Here is an 18,631-nt window from a genome sequence, read left to right as displayed (position 1 = left end):
CCGGCTGAAATCACGGATGAATCACGAACGGCCTGCTCCACCATGCGGATACTGATAGTCGAAGACGAACCCAAGATGGCGTCCTACCTGCGCAAGGGGCTGGCGGAGGCGAGCTATACGGTCGACGTGGCCGAGAACGGCAAGGACGGGCTGTTCCTTGCGCTGCACGAGGATTTCGATCTCGTCGTGCTCGACGTGATGCTTCCGGAGCTGGACGGCTTCGAGGTGCTCCGGCGGCTGCGCGCGCAGAAGCAGACGCCGGTCCTGCTGCTGACGGCGCGCGACGCGATCGAGGACAAGGTCACGGGGCTCGAGCTGGGCGCCGACGACTACCTGCTCAAGCCGTTCGCGTATGCGGAGTTCCTCGCGCGCATCCGTTCACTGTTGCGGCGCGCACCGCGCAATGCGCGCGACTTCCTGCAGGTCGCCGATCTCGAGGTCGACCTGATCAAGCGCCGGGTACGGCGCGCGGACAATCGCATCGATCTGACCGCGCAGGAATTCGCGCTGCTGCAGCTGCTCGCGGAACGCGAAGGCGAGGTGCTGACGCGCACCTTCATCACGTCGCAGATCTGGGACATGAATTTCGATAGCGACACGAACGTCGTCGATGCGGCGATCAAGCGCCTGCGCGCGAAGATCGACAACGCTTACGAGAAGAAGCTGATCCACACGATCCGCGGCATGGGCTACGTGCTCGAGGATCGCTCGTGACCGGCGACCCCGCGCCGTATTCGCTGCTCCGGCGCCTGACGCTCGCGTTCGCCGCCGTCGCCGCGCTCGTGTTCGCGCTGACCGGCGCGTACCTGTATCGCTCGCTGTCCGCCGAGCTGACCCGGCGCGACGACATCGAGATCGCCGGCAAGCTCAACCAGTTCCTGCAGCTCGCGCGCGCGAGCGGGTCGACGGCGGCATTGCGCGCCGATCCGGCCGTCTTCCATGAAGTGCTGCTGTCGCATCCGGGCGTCTATCTCGGCATCTACGACGCCGCGAACCGTCCGCTCGTCGAACACACCGACGAAGCCGGCAACACGCTCGCGTCGGTGATCGCGCGGCCGCGGCCGGCCGACGCAGCGGCCGCCAGCCCGTTCACCTGCGCGCCGCCCGGCATCGGCACGTCGCGCTGCGTGCGTGCGCACGCCACACTGCCGTCGGGCGAAACCATCCAGGTCGCGCTGGCGCGCACGGCGACCGATCGTCAGTCGCTGCTGGAAAGCTATCGCGTCGACATCTGGCTCGCGGCCGCCCTCGGCGCGCTGCTGGTCGGCGCGCTCGGCTACGCGGTCGCGTCGCGCGGCCTGCGCCCGGTCGAGAGCCTCGGCCGGCAGACCTCGCGCATCGAGGCACACAACCTGAACGCGCGTCTCGATGCGCGCGGCGGTCCGGTCGAGTTGCACGAACTCGCCACGTCGGTCAACCGGATGCTCGACCGTCTCGAGCGCGCGTTCGTGCGGCTGTCGCAGTTCTCGTCCGATCTCGCGCACGACATGCGCACGCCGCTCGCGAACGTGATCAGCTCGTCGCAGGTCACGCTGTCGCGCGCGCGCACCACCGAGGAATACGAAGCGCTGATCGATTCGAACATCGAGGAATGCGAACGGTTGCAGCGAATGATCGAGAACATGCTGTTTCTCGCGCGCACCGACAATGCGCGGCAGCACCTGAAGACCGTCGAACTCGATGCGGGCGCCGAGCTGCGCCGGCTCGCGTCGTATTTCCAGGCGTTGGCCGACGAGGCCGGCGTGCAGCTCGCCGTGCAGGGCGAAGCGGCGGTCGTCGCGGACGCGACGCTGTTCCGGCGCGCCGTCAGCAATCTCGCGTCGAACGCGCTCGAACACGCGCAAGCCGGCTCGACGATCGAGCTGAACGTATCGACGCGGCCCGGCTACGCGGTCGTCGAAGTCACGAACCGGGGCGCCGCGATTCCGCCCGAGCAGATCGAGCGGATCTTCGAGCGCTTCTACCGGATCGATTCGTCGCGACACGGTGCGGCGCGCAACGCCGGGCTCGGGCTTGCGATCGTCAAGTCGATCATCGAGCTGCACCGCGGCAAGGTCGAGGTCGAGAGCCGCGACGGACGCACGACCTTCGCGCTGTATTTCCCGGTTCGCGCTGCGTAACACACGCGTGACACGCACGTGACGCCCGCGCACGCCGATTGCTTCCCCGCTACGGCATGCGCATCCGCTGTCGCTCGACCTGCCTTTCCGAATGAAAGGGTGTGACCGCACAAGCTTGCCGAAAGCGGCCGGCTCGGCTAGACTGCCCTTCGTCTTTGGGGAGTAGCCTGCTTTCCATCCCCCGGAAAGCGAACACGTCAACATACTCGGCCTGCGGCCGTGGCGCGTTCGGCCGAATCGGTCTGGCGAGACCATCGACGCATCGCGCCGTTCCTGGTCGGACGTCGGCAGATGCGTCATGGTTCGTCCACGTCCGACCACGGAGTCCCCATGTTCCTCGTTGCCTGTCCTTCGCGTTTCATCCGTTCCATGACCGCCTGCATGCCTGCCTGCGGAGGTGCCGCATGACGTTGATGCTCGTCGAACTGGCGTTCATGCTGATCGTCATCCTGGTCGCCGCCGAGTTCTTCACGAATGCGCTCGAACATCTCGGTGAACGGCTGAAGATTTCCGAAGGCGTCACCGGTTCGCTGTTCGCGGCCGTCGGCACCGCGCTGCCCGAAACGATGGTGCCGCTGCTCGCGCTCGCGGGCGGCACGTCGAATGCAGCCGTGAACGAGGAAATCGGCGTCGGCGCGATTCTCGGCGCGCCGCTGATGCTCGCGACGCTGACGACCTTCCTGATGACGATCGCCGTGATCCGCTCGCGCGGCCTCACCGGCACGATCAAGCCCGAGCGCACCGGCTTCGTGCGCGACCTGAACTACTTCATCGCCGCGTTCGCGCTCGCCACCGTCGCGATGTTCGTCCCGCATCACGTGTGGGGCGTCCGCGCGCTGCTCGCCGCGATGCTGGTCGGCATCTACGTGCTGTATGTCGTGATGACGTTCCGCGCGTCGACGCAGCTCGTCGATGCCGGGCACGGCACCGAAGCGCCGCACGCGATGTTCCTGTCGCGCATCGGGCTGCCCACCAACCTCGCGACCATCGCGCTGCAGCTCGCGATCGGCGTCGCGCTGCTCGTCGGCGGTGCGAAGGGCTTCATTCACGGCGTCGAGGGCGTGTCGCACGTGCTCGGCATCTCCGCGCTGCTGCTGTCGCTGATCATCGTGCCGATCGCGACGGAGTTGCCAGAGAAGGTCAACAGCGTGCTGTGGATCCGCCGCAAGAAAGACACGCTCGCATTCGGCAACATCACCGGCGCGATGGTGTTCCAGGGCACGCTGCTGCCGGCGATCGGCATCATGCTGACGCCGTGGGAGCCGCGCCCCGAAGTGCTGACCGGCGTAATCATCACGCTCGCGGCGGCGGCGTGGCTGCGCGTCAATGCCCGCGCGCACGGGCTCGCGATCTGGGCGTTGCTCGCGAACGGGGCTGGGTACGTCGGCTATCTGTTCGTGACGCTGACGCGCTGAAACGCGACATCGCGCACGATCGGGCAACATCGGGCGCATCCACGCGCCCGACCGCGGTTCACGAAGCCGCATCGTGAGCCGCGGCCGTCGCTGCCGGCGGCTGCGCCGCCCGCATTGCCGCGCTTACGATGCCTTCTCGAGCTTGACGATCGTCAGCGTGCCGTTGACGCGCTCGACGCGCACCCTCACCTTGTCGCCCGCATGAACCTCCGCGAGCATCGCCGCGTCCTTCGCCTTGAACGCCATCGTCATCGACGGCATGTCGACGTTCTGCAAAGCGCCGTGCTTCAGCGTAATTTTGCCGCTCGCGGCATCGACCTTCTTCACTTCCGCATCGGTCAGCGCCGTGCCCGATTCGGCCGCGCCGCCGGACGACATCTTCATGCCGGACATCTCCATGCCCGACATGTCGCCCGCGGCAAGCGCGGGTACGGCGAACGCCCCGGTCGCGAGAGCGGCGGCGGCAGTGACGATCAGTTGATTCATCTTCATCGTGATTCTCCAGTGGGGTTGGACGGCACGTTCATGCCGCGAGGAACTGCATCGGAATGCCGCCGGCGGCTGGCGCTGCGCACGCGACGGCGCTGCCGCAAAAGCCATGCGGCGGGAATGACGAACATCGACAGCAGCGGTGCGGTGACCATGCCGCCGACCATCGGTGCGGCGATGCGCTGCATCACTTCGGAGCCGGCGCCGTGTCCGATCATGATGGGCACGAGGCCGGCAAGCACGACGGCCACCGTCATCGCCTTCGGCCGCACGCGCAGCACCGCGCCTTCGCGAATCGCGTCGAGCAGCACGGCATCGGTCAGCGGCTCGCCTACGTCGAGGCGGCGCCGCAGCGCGCCCTTCAGGTACAGCAGCATCACCACGCCGAACTCGGCGGCCACGCCCGCCAGCGCGATGAAGCCCACCGATGTCGCGACCGACACCGCGTGGCCGAGCGCCCAGACGAGCCAGAAGCCGCCGACCAGCGCGAACGGCACTGTCGACATCAGCAGCAGCGCGTCGGCTGCCGAGCCGAACGTGAGGAACAGCAGCACGAAGATCACGGCGAGCGTAACCGGCACCACGGTGCGCAGCGTTGCCGCCGCGCGTTCGAGATATTCGAACTGCCCCGACCATGCGATCGAATACCCGGGCGGCAACGCGACCTGCTGCGCGACCGCCTGCTGCATCGCGCGAACCGCGGTGCGCAGATCGGTGCCGCGAATGTCGACGTACACGTAGCCGGACAGCCGCGCATTCTCGCTGCGGATCATCGGCGGCCCGTCGGCGATCGCGACGCGTGCAACGTCGCCGAGACGAAGCTGCGCGCCCCGTGCGGTGACGACCGGCAACTGCCGCAGGTTCTCGAGCGAATCGCGAATCTCGCGCGGATAGCGGATGTTGATCGGAAAGCGCTCGCGCCCCGCAATCACCTCGCCGACGTCCTCGCCGCCGATCGCCGACGACACGACCGACTGGATATCGGCCACCGACAGCCCGTAGCGCGCGGCCGCGAGCCGGTCGATGTCGACGTCGATGTAGCGTCCGCCGTTGAGCCGTTCCGCGAGCGCGGACGTGACGCCCGGCACGTGCTTCACCACCGCCTCGACCTGCGTCGCGATCGCGTCGATCCCCGGCAGATCCGGTCCGGAGATCTTCACGCCGACGGGCGTCTTGATGCCGGTGGACAACATGTCGAGCCGGTTGCGGATCGGCGGCACCCACACGTTCGACAGCCCCGGCACCTTCACCGTGCGATCGAGCGCGTCGACGAGCTTCTCGGGCGTCATCCCCGGCCGCCACGCGCTGCGGGGCTTGAAGCGGATCGTCGTTTCGAACATCTCGAGCGGCGCGGGATCGGTCGCCGTATCCGCGCGCCCCGACTTGCCGAACACCGTATCGACCTCGGGCACGGTCTTGATCAGCCGATCGGTCTGCTGCAGCAGCTCGCTCGCCTTGTCGGCCGAGATGCCCGGCAATGCGGTCGGCATATACAGCAGGTCGCCCTCGTCGAGCGGCGGCATGAACTCGCCGCCGAGCCGCGCCACCGGCACGGCCGTCAGCAACAGCGCGACGACGGCAACACCGATCGCGAACCACGGGCGCCGCAGCGTCGCTTCGAGCAGCGGCCGGTACACGCGGATCAGCACGCGGTTGATCGGGTTCGCGTGCTCGGGCGGAATGCGGCCGCGCACGAGATACCCCATCAGCACCGGCACCAGCGTCACCGAGAGAGCGGCCGCGGCGGCGATCGTGTAGGTCTTCGTGAACGCGAGCGGCGCGAACAGCTTGCCCTCCTGCCCTTCGAGCGAAAACACCGGAATGAACGACAACGTGATGATCAGCAGCGAGAAGAACAGCGCCGGCCCGACCTCGGCGGCCGACGTCGCGACCAGCTCCCAGCGGCGTGCGGTCGTGATCGGCTCGCCGGGATGCGCATCGCCGTATGCCTCCAGATGCTTGTGCGCGTTCTCGATCATCACGATCGCCGCGTCGATCATTGCGCCGATCGCGATCGCGATGCCGCCCAGCGACATCAGGTTCGCATTCACGCCCTGGTAACGCATCACGATGAACGCAGTCAGCACGCCGAGCGGCAGCGCCACGATCGCGACCAACGCGCTGCGCAGATGGAACAGGAACACCGCACAGACGATCCCGACGATCACGAACTCCTCGATCAGCTTGTCCCTGAGGTTGTCCACCGCGCGCTCGATCAGCTGCGAGCGATCGTAGGTCGTGACGATCTCGACGCCGGGCGGCAGCGAGCGCTTCAGCGCGGCGAGCTTCGCCTTCACCGCGTCGATTGTCGTCAGCGCATTCTTGCCCGAGCGCATCACGACGACGCCGCCCGTCACCTCGCCCTGGCCGTTCAGTTCCGCGATCCCGCGCCGCATCGCGGGGCCGACCTGGATGCGCGCGACGTCGCCGAGCAGCACCGGCGTGCCCGCCTCGTCGGTGCGCAGCACGACGTGCCGAAAGTCGTCGAGCGTGCGCAGGTAGCCGGACGAACGCACCATGTACTCCGACTCGGCCAGCTCGACGACCGAGCCGCCCGATGCCTGGTTCGCCTTGCCGAGCGCGTCCGCGACCGCCGCCTGGGTGATGCCGTACGCACGCAGCTTGTCCGGATCGAGCACGATCTGGTACTGGCGCACCATCCCCCCGATGCTCGCGACTTCCGACACGTCCGGCACCGCCTTCAGCTCGAATTTCAGGAACCAGTCGTTGAGCGCGCGCAGTTGGCCGGGGTCGTGGCGGCCGGTGCGGTCGACAAGCGCGTACTCGTACACCCACCCGACCCCAGTCGCATCCGGCCCGAGCGACACGGTCGCGCCCGCGGGCAGCCGGCTCTGCACCTGGCTCAGGTATTCGAGCACGCGCGAACGTGCCCAGTACGGGTCGGTATGGTCGTCGAACAATACGTAGACGAACGCATCGCCGAACGACGAGTACGCGCGGACGGTTTTCGCACCCGGCACGCCAAGCAGCGTCGTCGTCAGCGGGTAGGTCACCTGGTCCTCGACGATCTGCGGCGCCTTGCCCGGGTACGACGCCTTGACGATGACCTGCGTGTCCGACAGGTCGGGCAGCGCGTCGAGCGGCGTCTGCCGCAGCGCATGGACACCCCACGCCGCAAGCAGAACGGTCGCGAGCAGCACCAGGAAGCGGTTGCGGACGGACCAGCGAATCACGTGCGCGATCATGGCTTGCCCCCCAGCGGATCGACCTTCGTCAGCCGGTAGCCGTCCTCGCTCTGCACGAACGCGAAGCGCGCCGTCTGGCCCGGCTTCACGTCCGGAAACGCGGTCGCGGACGGCTTGCCGAAGGTCATCGTCATCGCGCCCCAGCCGAGCGCGGGCACGGGCCGATGCGAGAACGTGATGTCGTCGGCCGTGACGCTTTCGACCTTGCCGGTGGTCTCATAAGTCGTCGCCGCCTTCGGTGCCGACGCGGGCGCGGCCCCGCTCGCGCCGGCGCCGGCGCTGCTTGCCAGTCGCGGCAGCACGGACTTGAGGCTCGCTTCGGAATCGATCAGGAACTGCCCCGATGCGACGACCGTATCGCCGTCGCTCAACCCGGCGAGCACTTCCGTATCGCTGCCGACGTCGTTGCCGAGCGTCACCGTCACCGGCTGCAGGCTGCCGTCGCCGCGGTTCACGATCACGATCGTGCGCTTGCCGGTGGCGATCACCGCCTCCGACGGCACGAGCAGACGCGGTACCGCCTTCGGGTCGGCGACGCGTACGCGCATCAGCATGCCGGGCGTCAGCTTCAGCGATGCGTTGTCGATCTCGAGCCGCGCCTGCAGCGTTCGGCTGCTCGTGCTGATGCCCGGCAGGATCTCGCGGATGCGACCCGCGAAGTGCCGCGACGGATCGCCCGCGAACGTCGCGTCGACCTGCATCCCCGGCTGCACGTTCAACGCCAGCGCTTCGGGAATCTCGACGATCAGCCACAGCGTCGACAAACCGGAAATCCTCGCGAGCGTCTGCCCCGGCGTGACCATTGCGCCGTCGCGCACGTTCAGCTCGCTGACGACGCCGGTTTCCGGCGCGGCCAGTACGACGTGGGTCTGCACGCGGCCCGTGCGATCGAGACTCGCGATCATGCCGTCCGGAATCGACAGCGCGCGCATGCGCGCGCGCGATGCGTCCAGCAGGTCGCGGTCCATCCCGCCGCGCTTCAGCGCCAGGTATTCCTCCTGCGGCGCGAGCCAGTCCGGCACGTACAGCGACGCGATCGGCGCGCCCTTGTCGATGCGCTGCATCGGCGCCCGCGCGTACAGGCGATCGATGTAGCCCGTCACGCGCGACTGCACGACGTCCGTGCGCGCCTCATCGAACTGGGTGGTGCCGACCGCATCGAATCCGCCGGCCGCTTCCTGACGCCGGACGGCCGCATAGCGGATGCCGAGATTCTGCTGCAGGCCCGGATCGATCCGAACGCCCGACGTGCCGCCGCCTTCGTCCGCATAGACGGGTTGCAGCTGCATGTCCATGAACGGCGACTTCCCCGGCTTGTCGAAGTGCTGGTTCGGCACCATCGGATCGTGCCAGTACAGCACCTTGCGTCCGGCCTTCGGGTCGGATCTGGCCGGCGACGCAGCGGCGGCCTCTGGCGCCGCGCTTGCCGCACGGCGTGCGCCCGCGACGTAACCCGCGCCGACGAGCGCCACGGCGGCGCACGCCAGCAGGACGGCGCGGACGAGCGTTTGCTTCATCATGTCGTTCTCCTTCATTGTGCGGCGGCGAGGGTCGGCGGCACGACCTGATATTCGAGCCGCGCCCAGGTCTGCGAAACCTCGCGGCGAACATCAAGCACCTGCAGTTGCGCATCGAGTTGCGCGCGGCGCACGGCGAACGTGTCGGCGAGCGACCCCGTGCCGGCGCGGTATGCGGCGTCGGCAAGCTGGACGCGCTGCTCCGCGGCCGGCAGCAGCGCGTCGCGCAGGTTCGCGATCCGCGCGCGGCCGCTCGCGAGCGTTGCCGACTGCATGCGGATATCAGCCTGCACCTGGCGCAGCGTGTCCTCGTACATCAGCCCCGCTTTCGTCGCGAGCGCGGCCTTCTCGGCGACGTCGCGGTTCTGCCGGTTCTTGCGGTTCAGCGGCAGCGGGATCGTCACGCCGAAGGACACCATGTTCGAATACGCGCCGCCCCGCTGCTGGTACGCGACTTCCCACGTCCAGTTGGGGCTGCGCTCGCTGTTCGCCACCGCGGTGTCGGCTTCGGCGACGGCGATGTCGCCCGCCGCGGTGATGAGCGTCGGCTGCGACAACCGCAATTCATCCGGCGGCAACGACGATACGAACGATTCCGCGGCCGGCGGCGTTCCCGCGACGTCGTCGACGGGCGCGGCGGTCCAGCGCGACAACGCGATGCGCGCGGTCTGGTAGGCCTCCTGCGCCTTCAGCAGCTGATCCCGGGTCTGCGCGAGCATCGCCCGCGCCTGGACGACGTCGCCCGCACCCGCCTTCGCGCCGCGATACGACGCCTTGATCGCCTCGAGCTCATGGCTCATGTGATCGAGCAACACCTGCTGAAGCGCAAGCGCCTGCTTCGCGTAGATCGCGTTCAGCCACGCCGCGGCCGTCTGCTGACGCACGCTGGCGAGTTGCGCGAGATAGCCGGCGCGCTCGCGCCCGACCTGTTCGTTAGCGAGCGCCGTGCGCAGGCGCCGCTTGTCGCCCGACACCCATTCCTGTTCGATGCCGATGCGGCGCATCGTCATGAAGTCCTGGCCGACTGTGAAACGCTGCCCGCCGTTGACCGGCAGATTGTCGATGCCGGCCTTCAGCAACGGGTCGGGCAGTTGGCCGGCCTTGACGGCTGCCTCGGAACTGGCTCGCACGGAAGCCTGTGCGGCCTGCATCGACGCGGAATGTTCGGTGGCGGACTGCAGCGCGGCGTCCAGCGTGACAGGCGCCAACTGCGCGTGGGCGGCGCCCGCAACCAGCAGCGCCGCGCCAAGCATGGGCGCGCGCCGACGCGCACGCCGCGCGTGCGGCGTGCAGAGATCGAATGACATGGTGTAACCCCAAGTCGGAACCCGAATGGGCTCCACGTCCTGAATGCAGGACGAACCTCACCGCCTCGGCGGTGAACCGGTCAAATCGGGATCAATTGATGCGGGGTGGGCGCCACAACCCGTTCGGGTCGCGGATCGGGACGGACTGCGCGTAGTGGAAGACGATCGTACTGGTGAATGCAGCGGGGTGGCCGACATCGGCACGAGCGGCGGGGTGATAGAGACTGCCGAACTGACACTGGGCGGTCAGCTTGCAGGCCATGCCTTTCGCTTTCGCCTTGGCCTTGGTGCTGTCGGCGGCCGATGCCTTCATCGAATCGCAGCCGCTCATGTCGGCGGACATGCTCATGCCCGCGTCCGCATCCATCGACATCGTGGACTGCATCGGACATTCACCGGTCAGCCCGCTGGCTGCCAGCCCGCTGACGGGCAGCACCGCGCAAAGCAGCAGCAGGATGAAGGTCCGAAGCCATTTCATGGCGGCGATTATAGCGCGGCGAATGGCGGCGGGGCCGGGCGATATGTACGGCTTCGTCCGTCTCCCGGGCCGCCCGGCTCGCTAGCTGGTCAGGCCGTCCGCGGCGAGCACCTGCTGTACGGCCGGCCGGGCCCGCACCCGCTCGTACCACGCACGCAGGTTCGCATGGCGGCTCAGGTCGATATCCGCGTTGTACACCGAGCGCATCCAAGCGGCCTTGCCCCAGCCCGTCACCGCGAACAGGTACGCGTCGGCGATCGTGAATGTGTCGCCCGTCAAGTACGCGTTGCCGTCGAGCTGCCGGTCGATCCACGCGAAACGACCGTCGAGCTTCTGCCGCACCGGCTCGACATATTTCCCCGCCTGCACCGCATATAACAGCGGAATGAAGCCCTTGTGGATTTCGGTGCCGACAAAGTTCAGCCACTCCATCAGCCGATAGCGTGCGAGCGTGCCGTACGCGGGCGCGAGCGCCGCTTCCGGGCGTCGGTCGGCGAGATACTGCGCGATCACCGGCCCTTCGCGCAGCATCGTGCCGTCGTCGAGTTCGAGCAGCGGTACGTAGCCGAGCGCGTTGACGTCATGGAAGTCGCGGCCGTCGTCGATGCGATGCTTGCGCGCGTCGACCGTGACGATCTGCGCGTCGAGGCCCGCTTCGCGCAGCACGATGCGGATCGCCTGCGAACAGCTGCCGGGAGCGTGATAGAGCTTCATGCGCTTTCCTGGGTTGGTTGGTGGTTGGACTATCGATTCGTCGCGACGCGGGCGCTAATATCTCGCATCTGCGCGACGCGCGAAAGACGGCAGTCGTTTGTGCCGTAGTCACAAAAACGTTACCTATCAGGGCCAGCAGCATGAAAACGAGTGCGACAGGATGTTCGGTGGAAGAGGCGATGCGCATGCTCGGCGGCCGCTGGCGACTGCTGATCGTGTCGTATCTGCTCGACGGGCCCAGACGCTTCAGCGACTTGCGCCGCGACATGCCCGGTATCTCGCAACGGATGCTGACGCTCGATCTGCGCGCGCTCGAGGAAGCCGGCTTCGTACGGCGCACCGTGTATCCGGAAGTGCCGGTGCGCGTCGAGTACGATCTGACCGCGGACGGCGACCGGCTACGGCCCGTCGTCGAGGTCATGCGCGAATTCGGGTTGTGGCTGAAGGCGCGCGATGCGCACTGCGGCGTCGCGACGCAAGCGGCCCTGCACAATTGACTCAACATCAGAGAAACATCATGGAACTACACGCCACCGTCGGCGCGGCCACGTCCGACATCGACGACGATGAAAGCTGCGCGAACATCTATTGCCACGACGCGGAGCAAAATTATTGCTTCTCGCTGCTGCGCTTTCCGGAGGAAACCACGATCGAAGTGATGGTGCGCGACCAGCTCACCGCGCACGTGAACGATCTGTCGGTGCGCGTCACGGGCGACACGATCGACGTCGAGCTCGACGCACGTACCGCAGCACGTCTCGACGGCCATACGCATTACGTGATCCATCTCGCGCCCGGCGAGCATGATCCCGTCGCGCTGCGCGCCGCGTTGAAGGAAATCTTCGACGGCAAGAGCGGGTATCGCGACGACAGCGCAAGCGCGTAAGCTGGCCGGCTCGACATACCATCCCGCCCACGCGTTCGAACTCCGCTCATGACACGCACTCCGCGAATCCAACCGCTGCTCCGCCGCTGCGCGCTGCTGATCGCGTGCTGCGCGTCGGCTGCCGCCGCGCATGCGGCCAAACCGCTGCTCACGTTCAAGGTCGACGACGCCGTCACGGCCCGTGTCGAACACGCCGACGGCACGCGCATCACGATCCGCTTTCTGCCGAGCGGGAAAACGCAGGTGCTCGACGTCGGCATCTCCGACGAGGAAGGCCACTACCGGCTTACGTCCGACGACTACAACTTCGACGGCCACCGCGATCTCGCCGCCTATGCGCCGCTCGGGATGGTCAACGAGCGCTCCGGCATCTTCCTGTATGACGCCGCGCATCAGCGGTTCGAGCCGCTGAACCTGCCGGCGGCCAGCATGCCGCACGGCAACTGCGACGATCTGATCAACGTCCAGGCGAAGCCGAACGAGCGCACGCTGTACAGCTCGTGCCGGGGCGGGCCGATCTGGTACACCGACGCGTACCGCTTCGACGGCAACGGCCGGCTGTATCTCCATCAGTCCAGCGACGCGATTCCGGACGATCTGCACGACCTGTTCGACGGCGACTCGGGCCCGCCGTCGATGCTGCTGACCTATGACGCGCACGGCAAGCGCGTCTCGCGCCGCCCCGACGCATACGGCGGCGGCAAGGTCACGTTCAAGGTGCGCCCGGCGCGCCTGCCGTTGCACGACGCGATGAACGACGCGCCGACGCGCCGCTATGTCGTCGCCGGCGATACGCTCGAACTGATCGACGCCAGCGCCGACTTCCAGTGGCTGAAGGTGCTGTATCGCAATCCGCACGGCGGCAGTTCGCAGGGCTGGGTCAGCGCGAAGGAAGCGACCGGCAACTGAGCCACAATGCGGCGGCTGCGTTCTCCGCGCGCACCGCCCTTTCCCACATACTGAGCGCATCACGTCCCATTAATAGGGATGCCTGTCCAAATGTTGACGCGCCTCGCTCCACGGCCCTAACGTTCGCCCAATGCCATTGGATCCGGCCGCACCACCTCGCGGGTGCCCGCCGGCACAGAACACAGGAGACGACCGTGGCCCATTCCGCGTCACGCACGCATGCCAACCCGTCGGCGCAGCCGCACACGCGCGCCGACACAGCACCCGACACCGCCCACGATTCCGCAGCCCGCGCGCCCGCGGCCGCCACCTTCACCGCGCCGCCGAGCCGCAAGCGCCTGATCATCCTCGCGCTGCTGTTCGTCACGGTGGTGATCAACTATCTCGACCGCAGCAACCTGTCGATCGCCGCGCCCGCGCTGTTCAAGGAGCTGAACATCGACCCGGTTCGCGCGGGCCTCGTGTTTTCCGCGTTCGGCTGGACCTATGCGCTGATGCAGATCCCCGGCGGCTGGCTCGTCGACAAGGTGTCACCGCGCGTGCTGTATGCGGGCGCGCTCGCGCTGTGGTCGGCCGCGACGCTGCTGCTCGGCTTCGCCGGCTCGTTCGTCGGGCTGGTCGTGCTGCGGCTCGCGGTGGGCGCGCTCGAAGCGCCGGCCTATCCGATCAACAACCGCGTGGTCACGACGTGGTTCCCGACCCGCGAGCGCGCCAGCGCGATCGGCGGCTACACGTCGGGGCAGTTCGTCGGCCTCGCGTTCCTCACGCCGGTGCTTGCATGGCTGCAAGTGCATCTCGGCTGGCACATGGTGTTCGTCGCGACCGGGCTCGCCGGCATCGTATGGGCCGCGATCTGGTATGCGGTGTATCGCGAGCCGCGCGCGTTTCGCGGGGTCAACACGGCCGAGATCGCGCTGATCCGCGACGGCGGCGGCCTCGTCGATCTCGAGGACCGCGTCGCCGCGCGCACCGAACGCACGCCGTCGACGTGGCGCGACCTCGGCGTCGTGCTCGGCCGGCGCAAGCTGTGGGGCATCTATCTCGGCCAGTTCGCGCTGAACTCGACGCTGTGGTTCTTCCTCACGTGGTTCCCGACTTACCTCGTCAAGTATCGCGGGATGGATTTCATCAAGTCGGGCTTTCTCGCGTCGCTGCCGTTTCTCGCCGCGTTCGTCGGCGTGCTGTGCTCGGGCGTGCTGTCGGACTGGCTGATGCGGCGCGGCGCGTCGCAGGGCTTCGCGCGCAAGCTGCCGATCATCTCGGGGCTGCTGATCTCGACCTGCATCATCGGCGCGAACTATGTCACGTCGACGGGCTGGGTGATCGCGTTCATGACGATCGCCTTCTTCGGCAACGGCTTTGCGTCGATCACGTGGTCGCTCGTGTCGGGCCTCGCGCCCGCGCGGCTGCTCGGCCTCACGGGCGGCGTGTTCAACCTGATCGGCAACCTGTCCGCGATCGCGACGCCGATCGTGATCGGCCTGCTCGTCGACGGCGCGGACTTCTCGCGCGCGATCACCTACATCGCCGCGATGGCGCTCGCGGGCAGCCTGTCGTACGGGCTGCTGGTCGGCAAGGTCGAACGCATCGACGCCTGAGTCGTCGCATGGGCTACGCGGGCAGCGCGACCGCGTCGATGCTGGACGCGCGCAGTAGATCCTCGCCGAACGCGTTGACGATCGGCTTGTCGCTTGCGCTGCGCTTCATCGCGAGATGCAGTGGCACACGTCGAAGCCGAATGTCGTGCCGGCGACGGCCTTCACGAGCCCGCGCTGCTCGACTTGCTCCGCATCATGCGCGGGCAGGTAGCCGTGATGCCCGCGCGACAGGATCGGAATCGTCGCCGCCGCTATGCCGTCCGCGCTCGCGGTCACGCGTCATCTCGCCGATCCATTCGATGTCGGCGTCGCATTCCACGTTGCTCGTCGTTACCCATTTATACTGCGCCGGTATGCCCCCTTCGTTGGGGGACAAGCCGCGTTTTCCGGGGCAGGACGGCTGACAAGACACCTGCCGGTATTTCCCCTGAATGACGATTTCGGCTTCCGGCGCTAGAATCGCGCCCGCTTTTCATCGGCGAACCGCATGCTGCCCGACGTGAACTCCTCCCACCGCGACACCGATCGCTTCAACGTGTCGTTCAAGGCGCTCGGCGAATTGATCGAGACGGTCGGCACGCCGCACTTCGTGCCGCGTCTCGCGCAACTGCTGAACGATGTGGTGCCGCTCGACGTCGCGCACATCGAACGTTCGCGCGTCGATGGCGCGATGCCGACCGGCTACCGCTGCGAATGGATCGGCAGCAGCGGCATCGGCGCGGAGACTGATACCGCCGAAATCTCCGACGTGATGACGCTCTACTACGAGCGCTTTTTCGACAGCGATCCGCTGTTCGCGGGGCTGCGCGGCAAGACGGGCACGATGCTCGTCGTGCGCGACATCGCGGCGATCCCGCCCGGCGAGTTTCGCCAGCGGCTGTTCGACGACGTGCGTATCGGCCACGAATGCGTGCTCGCGCGCGGCACCCGCTATGCGCAGCATTCGATCGCGCTGGAGCGCGGCCGCGACCGCCCGCCGTTCACGCTCGCCGAGATGAGCCGCTTTCGCAGCATCAGCGACGTGCTGTTCCCGTTGCTCGAGCTGCACGCGTCGACCACCGCCGCGCGGCGCATCGCGCATCCGACGCCCGACGTGCATCCGCTCGCGCAGTTCGATGCGCGGATCGCGGCCGACGGCGTGAAGCTGTCGAAGCGCGAATACGAAACCTGCAAGCATCTGATCTCCGGCAAGACCGTGCCGGAGACCGCCGAGATCCTCGGCGTGCGGGTCGCGTCAGCCGAGTCGTACGTGAAGCGCGCGTTCGCGAAGCTCGGCGTGCGCACGAAGCGCGAGCTCGCCGCATGGGGCGCGATCGCTGGCTGAGCGCGCCGATGACACGGTTGCGCAGCGCCATGCGCGGTGAGATCCGTCGATGCGAACGTTGTGACTTCAAGATTTTCGCGCCCGCGTTCACCTCTACCATCGATCGCTTTTCCCCGTACCTGCGCGGCTATCGGCAACTGCGCCACGCGATGCGGGCGATCGATCGACCAGTGCGGCCGTTCGGGCCATTGGCGACGACCGGGTTTCCTCGGCAGCCAGCTGCACGCGGCGCTGTCAGTAACGATGTGCGGCCGCTTCGGCGGCGGTATCGTGGTACTCGGCAAACTTCGCGATCTTCCCGCTTTCGATAGTGAACACGTGCACCCAGTCGTCCTCGTACGTGCGCCCGGTCGACAGGACATGCCAGCGCTGCGTGCCGAGCACGACAACCCGGTTGCCGCTGGCGATGAACTCGAGCGGCTCGAACCGTTCCGCGGTCTGCGTCGCCGCAAGCGCAGCGAAGAACGTCGCGACGTCCCGCGGCCCGCGTCTCCTGCCGACGAACGGTACGACGTCGGCCGGCCCCGGGATGAACCAGTCGACGTTTTCGGACAGCGTTTGCAGGACACCGCCGATGTCGCCCCTGCCGAACGCCGCGTACGCCTCCTGCACCAGTTGCACATTGCTTTGCTCGCTCATCGCGCCCTCCCGCCATCGCCGGTTCGCCGCGTTGCGGCGCGGAAATCCGGCCGCAGACAATTCAGCATAGTCGAATCGCACGGCGGCACGCATAGGGTTCGCGAGCAATCGGGTGGCGTGGATTCGGTATGACGGTATGAGCAATTCGCGGTACCGCTATCTTGCCGCGATGCGCGGCGCGGTCACCGCGCTGGAGCGCGTCGACGTGTTGCTGCCCGGGCCATGCGTAGAACACGTGATCGAGCAGCACACGCGCGAATCGGCCGCCCTCTGCTGAGCCATGAACCGCGCGTTGCACTGTTGATCGACGATGGCAGCACCGCCGTTTCGAGTTTGCATCAATCGGCATTCCATTATTCGGATTCCTCTTTACATTCTTCCACAGGCGCGTGCAGAACCGTCGACAAATCCCAATCCGATGGTGATAACCACCGTGCGGCAGGGTCCGCGCCGATATCCCGCATAATCGGGCGTTGAACGGCGCCGCGGGGGGACGGATTGTGCGAGCGCAGCCACTCGAGACAGGACACCGACACATGGACCGAGCCGAGCATATCAGCATCGAACAGGCGGTCGATCTGCCCGCCGACGAACTGAACGGATGCGACTTCTCGTTCGAGATCGCGTGGGAACTGAATGCGCCGTACCGCGACCTGCTCGACTTGCGCGCGCTGCCCGTGCGACGCAAGGACTACGGCTTCGACCCGGCCGGCTGGGCGCGCGAGGCGTGCGGCGGCACCGCGCTGTTCCGCGCGACCGCGGGCGGGCGCCTCGCGGGATTCGTCGCAATCACCGAAAGCTGGAACGGGATGGCCGAGATCGCGGAACTCGCGGTCGATCGCGCGTGCCGGCGGCAAGGAATCGGCCAGTACCTGCTGGCGGCCGCGGAAGCGTGGGCGCGCAGCCGCGGGTTCGGCTTCATGCGGCTGGAAACGCAGGCGAACAACGTCGCGGCCTGCTGCACGTACGCCCGCGCGGGCTTCGTCGTGGGCGGACACGACCGCTTCCTGTACGCCGACGGCGTGAACGACGGGGAAGTCGCGCTGTTCTGGTACAAGGATCTGCGCGACGGGCAGACGGCGAAGAGCCGGACCGTCGATCCCGAAACGATGCGGCCGTTGTCCTGACGCGAAATCGCGCGCCGCGCCGACCGTCGTCCTACTTTTTCATGACTTCCGCGTCGCGACGATGAACAGTCGCGGGAACGGCAGCAGCACGGCACCGTCGTCGAGCACCGGATAGCCGTCCGGTCCCGCGAGCGCGTCGCGATAGTGCGCGATGAACGCGTCGCGTTCGCTGTCGTCGTCCAGCGCCGCGAGGAACGGCCGCAGCGCGCTGCCCTTGAACCATTCGACGACCGCATCGGCGCCGCCGCTCAACGGATGGTAGTAAGTCGTGCGCCATACATCGACTCGCGAACACATCGGCGACAGCAGCGCGTAGTAGTACCGTGCATCGAACCGCTCAGTACGCGCGGCATCTTTCAACTTGTCCGCCCACGGCCCGGCCGCGGCGACTTCGCGCATCAGCCGGTGCGCGGGTTCGTCGAGGTTGTCGGGCATCTGCACCGCGAGATGGCCGCCCGGCGCGAGCCAGCCGACGAGTGACGGAAACAGCGTGGCGTGCGCGGGCACCCACTGCAGCACCGCGTTCGACAGGATCAGGTCATAGCCGCCCGGATCGCTCCAGGTCGAAACATCCGCCAGATCGAAACGCAGCGCGGGCAGGCGCTTGCGGGCAGCCGCGATCATGTCCGGCGACGCGTCGATGCCGCGGACCGTCGCGGCGGGCGCACGCGCGATCAGCGCCTCGGTCGAATTGCCCGGCCCGCAGCCGATGTCGATCGCGGTACGGATCGGCGTATCGGGCACCGCGGCCAGCAGGTCGCGGACAGGCCGCGTGCGTTCGTCTTCGAATCGCACGTACTGTTTCGCGTATTGATCGGGTGGGGTCGTCATGGTAGGCCTCCTGGTCGGCGTGGACGGCGTCGGGAGATCGACAGCCGTCGATGCAGCACATTCTGCGATTT

General features: G+C 67.4%; 18 protein-coding genes, 1 pseudogene and 1 riboswitch. Of the genes and pseudogenes, 10 read left to right on the top strand and 9 right to left on the bottom strand.

Going from position 1 to position 18,631, the window contains the following annotated elements; all coding sequences use genetic code 11:
* The first annotated feature begins 42 nt into the window (after nucleotides 1–42).
* From SB771_RS26140 to SB771_RS26130, 3 genes are all read left to right on the top strand, one after another.
* On the top strand, nucleotides 43–714 hold the full coding sequence (locus SB771_RS26140) for a heavy metal response regulator transcription factor (protein ID WP_012365252.1): 672 nt from the start codon (nucleotides 43–45) through the stop codon (nucleotides 712–714).
* Nucleotides 711–2,120, top strand: coding sequence for a heavy metal sensor histidine kinase (locus SB771_RS26135; RefSeq protein ID WP_175659792.1), 1,410 nt, complete (start codon nucleotides 711–713; stop codon nucleotides 2,118–2,120). Before SB771_RS26140 ends, SB771_RS26135 begins: the two co-directional genes overlap by 4 nt.
* Nucleotides 2,121–2,265: 145 nt before the next feature.
* A riboswitch (yybP-ykoY riboswitch) is annotated at nucleotides 2,266–2,442 on the top strand.
* 82 nt (nucleotides 2,443–2,524) lie between these two features.
* Nucleotides 2,525–3,535, top strand: coding sequence for a sodium:calcium antiporter (locus tag SB771_RS26130; RefSeq protein ID WP_105833701.1), 1,011 nt, complete (start codon nucleotides 2,525–2,527; stop codon nucleotides 3,533–3,535).
* A 123-nt stretch (nucleotides 3,536–3,658) separates the two neighbouring features.
* Here the strand turns inward: SB771_RS26130 and SB771_RS26125 are convergent, their stop codons facing one another.
* The 6 genes from SB771_RS26125 to gstA form a co-directional block, all read right to left on the bottom strand.
* Nucleotides 3,659–4,027, bottom strand: a complete 369-nt coding sequence (locus tag SB771_RS26125) for a copper-binding protein (RefSeq protein WP_175659793.1) — start codon at nucleotides 4,025–4,027, stop codon at nucleotides 3,659–3,661.
* Complete coding sequence (locus tag SB771_RS26120; RefSeq protein ID WP_175659794.1) at nucleotides 4,024–7,230, bottom strand: efflux RND transporter permease subunit; 3,207 nt, start codon at nucleotides 7,228–7,230, stop codon at nucleotides 4,024–4,026. Before SB771_RS26120 ends, SB771_RS26125 begins: the two co-directional genes overlap by 4 nt.
* Nucleotides 7,227–8,750 carry an efflux RND transporter periplasmic adaptor subunit gene (locus SB771_RS26115; protein ID WP_175659795.1) on the bottom strand — a complete coding sequence of 508 codons (1,524 nt, stop codon included), beginning with the start codon at nucleotides 8,748–8,750 and terminating at the stop codon, nucleotides 7,227–7,229. The genes SB771_RS26120 and SB771_RS26115 overlap by 4 nt, the downstream gene beginning before the upstream one ends.
* Nucleotides 8,751–8,761: 11 nt before the next feature.
* Nucleotides 8,762–10,054 (bottom strand): TolC family protein, encoded by a 1,293-nt coding sequence (locus SB771_RS26110; protein ID WP_175659796.1) that lies wholly within the window; start codon nucleotides 10,052–10,054, stop codon nucleotides 8,762–8,764.
* Between the two features lie 91 nt (nucleotides 10,055–10,145).
* The gene (locus SB771_RS26105) at nucleotides 10,146–10,532 is read right to left on the bottom strand and encodes a hypothetical protein (RefSeq protein WP_175659797.1); all 387 of its coding nucleotides are present in this window, start codon (nucleotides 10,530–10,532) and stop codon (nucleotides 10,146–10,148) included.
* Between the two features lie 81 nt (nucleotides 10,533–10,613).
* A complete protein-coding gene (gene gstA / locus SB771_RS26100) occupies nucleotides 10,614–11,246 on the bottom strand; it encodes a glutathione transferase GstA (RefSeq protein ID WP_006749428.1) in 633 nt (210 codons plus the stop codon).
* A gap of 140 nt (nucleotides 11,247–11,386) precedes the next feature.
* Between gstA and SB771_RS26095 the strand changes: the two genes are divergently transcribed.
* The 4 genes from SB771_RS26095 to SB771_RS26080 all read left to right on the top strand — a co-directional run bounded on the left by SB771_RS26095 (nucleotide 11,387) and on the right by SB771_RS26080 (nucleotide 14,639).
* On the top strand, nucleotides 11,387–11,743 hold the full coding sequence (locus SB771_RS26095) for a winged helix-turn-helix transcriptional regulator (protein ID WP_175656866.1): 357 nt from the start codon (nucleotides 11,387–11,389) through the stop codon (nucleotides 11,741–11,743).
* A 20-nt stretch (nucleotides 11,744–11,763) separates the two neighbouring features.
* The gene (locus SB771_RS26090) at nucleotides 11,764–12,132 is read left to right on the top strand and encodes a hypothetical protein (RefSeq protein ID WP_175659798.1); all 369 of its coding nucleotides are present in this window, start codon (nucleotides 11,764–11,766) and stop codon (nucleotides 12,130–12,132) included.
* A 48-nt stretch (nucleotides 12,133–12,180) separates the two neighbouring features.
* Nucleotides 12,181–13,041, top strand: a complete 861-nt coding sequence (locus SB771_RS26085; RefSeq protein WP_175659799.1) for an XAC2610-related protein — start codon at nucleotides 12,181–12,183, stop codon at nucleotides 13,039–13,041.
* A 194-nt stretch (nucleotides 13,042–13,235) separates the two neighbouring features.
* A complete protein-coding gene (locus SB771_RS26080; protein WP_175659800.1) occupies nucleotides 13,236–14,639 on the top strand; it encodes an MFS transporter in 1,404 nt (467 codons plus the stop codon).
* 13 nt (nucleotides 14,640–14,652) lie between these two features.
* On the opposite strand, the pseudogene SB771_RS26075 reads toward SB771_RS26080, so the two are convergent.
* Nucleotides 14,653–14,918 (bottom strand): annotated as a pseudogene (locus SB771_RS26075) (LysR family transcriptional regulator); the annotation flags it as partial.
* A 208-nt stretch (nucleotides 14,919–15,126) separates the two neighbouring features.
* Between SB771_RS26075 and SB771_RS26070 the strand changes: the two are divergent.
* Nucleotides 15,127–15,963, top strand: a complete 837-nt coding sequence (locus tag SB771_RS26070) for a helix-turn-helix transcriptional regulator (protein WP_126226457.1) — start codon at nucleotides 15,127–15,129, stop codon at nucleotides 15,961–15,963.
* A gap of 234 nt (nucleotides 15,964–16,197) precedes the next feature.
* On the opposite strand, the gene SB771_RS26065 is transcribed toward SB771_RS26070, so the two are convergent.
* Nucleotides 16,198–16,602 (bottom strand): nuclear transport factor 2 family protein, encoded by a 405-nt coding sequence (locus SB771_RS26065; RefSeq protein ID WP_175660137.1) that lies wholly within the window; start codon nucleotides 16,600–16,602, stop codon nucleotides 16,198–16,200.
* 136 nt (nucleotides 16,603–16,738) lie between these two features.
* Here SB771_RS26065 and SB771_RS26060 point away from each other — a divergent pair, with 136 nt between their 5' ends.
* Together SB771_RS26060 and SB771_RS26055 are read left to right on the top strand one after the other, a co-directional pair.
* On the top strand, nucleotides 16,739–16,879 hold the full coding sequence (locus SB771_RS26060) for a hypothetical protein (RefSeq protein WP_175659780.1): 141 nt from the start codon (nucleotides 16,739–16,741) through the stop codon (nucleotides 16,877–16,879).
* A gap of 259 nt (nucleotides 16,880–17,138) precedes the next feature.
* Nucleotides 17,139–17,729, top strand: coding sequence for a GNAT family N-acetyltransferase (locus SB771_RS26055; RefSeq protein ID WP_175659801.1), 591 nt, complete (start codon nucleotides 17,139–17,141; stop codon nucleotides 17,727–17,729).
* Nucleotides 17,730–17,768: 39 nt separating this feature from the next.
* On the opposite strand, the gene tam is transcribed toward SB771_RS26055, so the two are convergent.
* Entirely contained in the window at nucleotides 17,769–18,560 is a 792-nt protein-coding gene (gene tam / locus SB771_RS26050; protein ID WP_175659802.1) for a trans-aconitate 2-methyltransferase, read from the bottom strand.
* Nucleotides 18,561–18,631: the final 71 nt, after the last annotated feature.

Origin of the sequence: Burkholderia sp. SIMBA_051 (genome assembly GCF_046534915.1) — a bacterium.
Lineage (GTDB): Bacteria > Pseudomonadota > Gammaproteobacteria > Burkholderiales > Burkholderiaceae > Burkholderia > Burkholderia ambifaria.
This window is presented reverse-complemented; position numbering and strand designations above follow the sequence as displayed.

Coding starts and splice junctions, on each gene's coding strand:
- SB771_RS26140 (WP_012365252.1), top strand. CDS start 43: ATGCGGATACTGATAGTCGAAGACGAACCCAAGATGGCGTCCTACCTG.
- SB771_RS26130 (WP_105833701.1), top strand. CDS start 2,525: ATGACGTTGATGCTCGTCGAACTGGCGTTCATGCTGATCGTCATCCTG.
- SB771_RS26125 (WP_175659793.1), bottom strand. CDS start 4,027: ATGAAGATGAATCAACTGATCGTCACTGCCGCCGCCGCTCTCGCGACC.
- SB771_RS26120 (WP_175659794.1), bottom strand. CDS start 7,230: ATGATCGCGCACGTGATTCGCTGGTCCGTCCGCAACCGCTTCCTGGTG.
- SB771_RS26115 (WP_175659795.1), bottom strand. CDS start 8,750: ATGATGAAGCAAACGCTCGTCCGCGCCGTCCTGCTGGCGTGCGCCGCC.
- SB771_RS26110 (WP_175659796.1), bottom strand. CDS start 10,054: ATGTCATTCGATCTCTGCACGCCGCACGCGCGGCGTGCGCGTCGGCGC.
- SB771_RS26105 (WP_175659797.1), bottom strand. CDS start 10,532: ATGAAATGGCTTCGGACCTTCATCCTGCTGCTGCTTTGCGCGGTGCTG.
- gstA (WP_006749428.1), bottom strand. CDS start 11,246: ATGAAGCTCTATCACGCTCCCGGCAGCTGTTCGCAGGCGATCCGCATC.
- SB771_RS26095 (WP_175656866.1), top strand. CDS start 11,387: ATGAAAACGAGTGCGACAGGATGTTCGGTGGAAGAGGCGATGCGCATG.
- SB771_RS26090 (WP_175659798.1), top strand. CDS start 11,764: ATGGAACTACACGCCACCGTCGGCGCGGCCACGTCCGACATCGACGAC.
- SB771_RS26085 (WP_175659799.1), top strand. CDS start 12,181: ATGACACGCACTCCGCGAATCCAACCGCTGCTCCGCCGCTGCGCGCTG.
- SB771_RS26070 (WP_126226457.1), top strand. CDS start 15,127: ATGCTGCCCGACGTGAACTCCTCCCACCGCGACACCGATCGCTTCAAC.
- SB771_RS26065 (WP_175660137.1), bottom strand. CDS start 16,602: ATGAGCGAGCAAAGCAATGTGCAACTGGTGCAGGAGGCGTACGCGGCG.
- SB771_RS26060 (WP_175659780.1), top strand. CDS start 16,739: ATGAGCAATTCGCGGTACCGCTATCTTGCCGCGATGCGCGGCGCGGTC.
- SB771_RS26055 (WP_175659801.1), top strand. CDS start 17,139: ATGGACCGAGCCGAGCATATCAGCATCGAACAGGCGGTCGATCTGCCC.
- tam (WP_175659802.1), bottom strand. CDS start 18,560: ATGACGACCCCACCCGATCAATACGCGAAACAGTACGTGCGATTCGAA.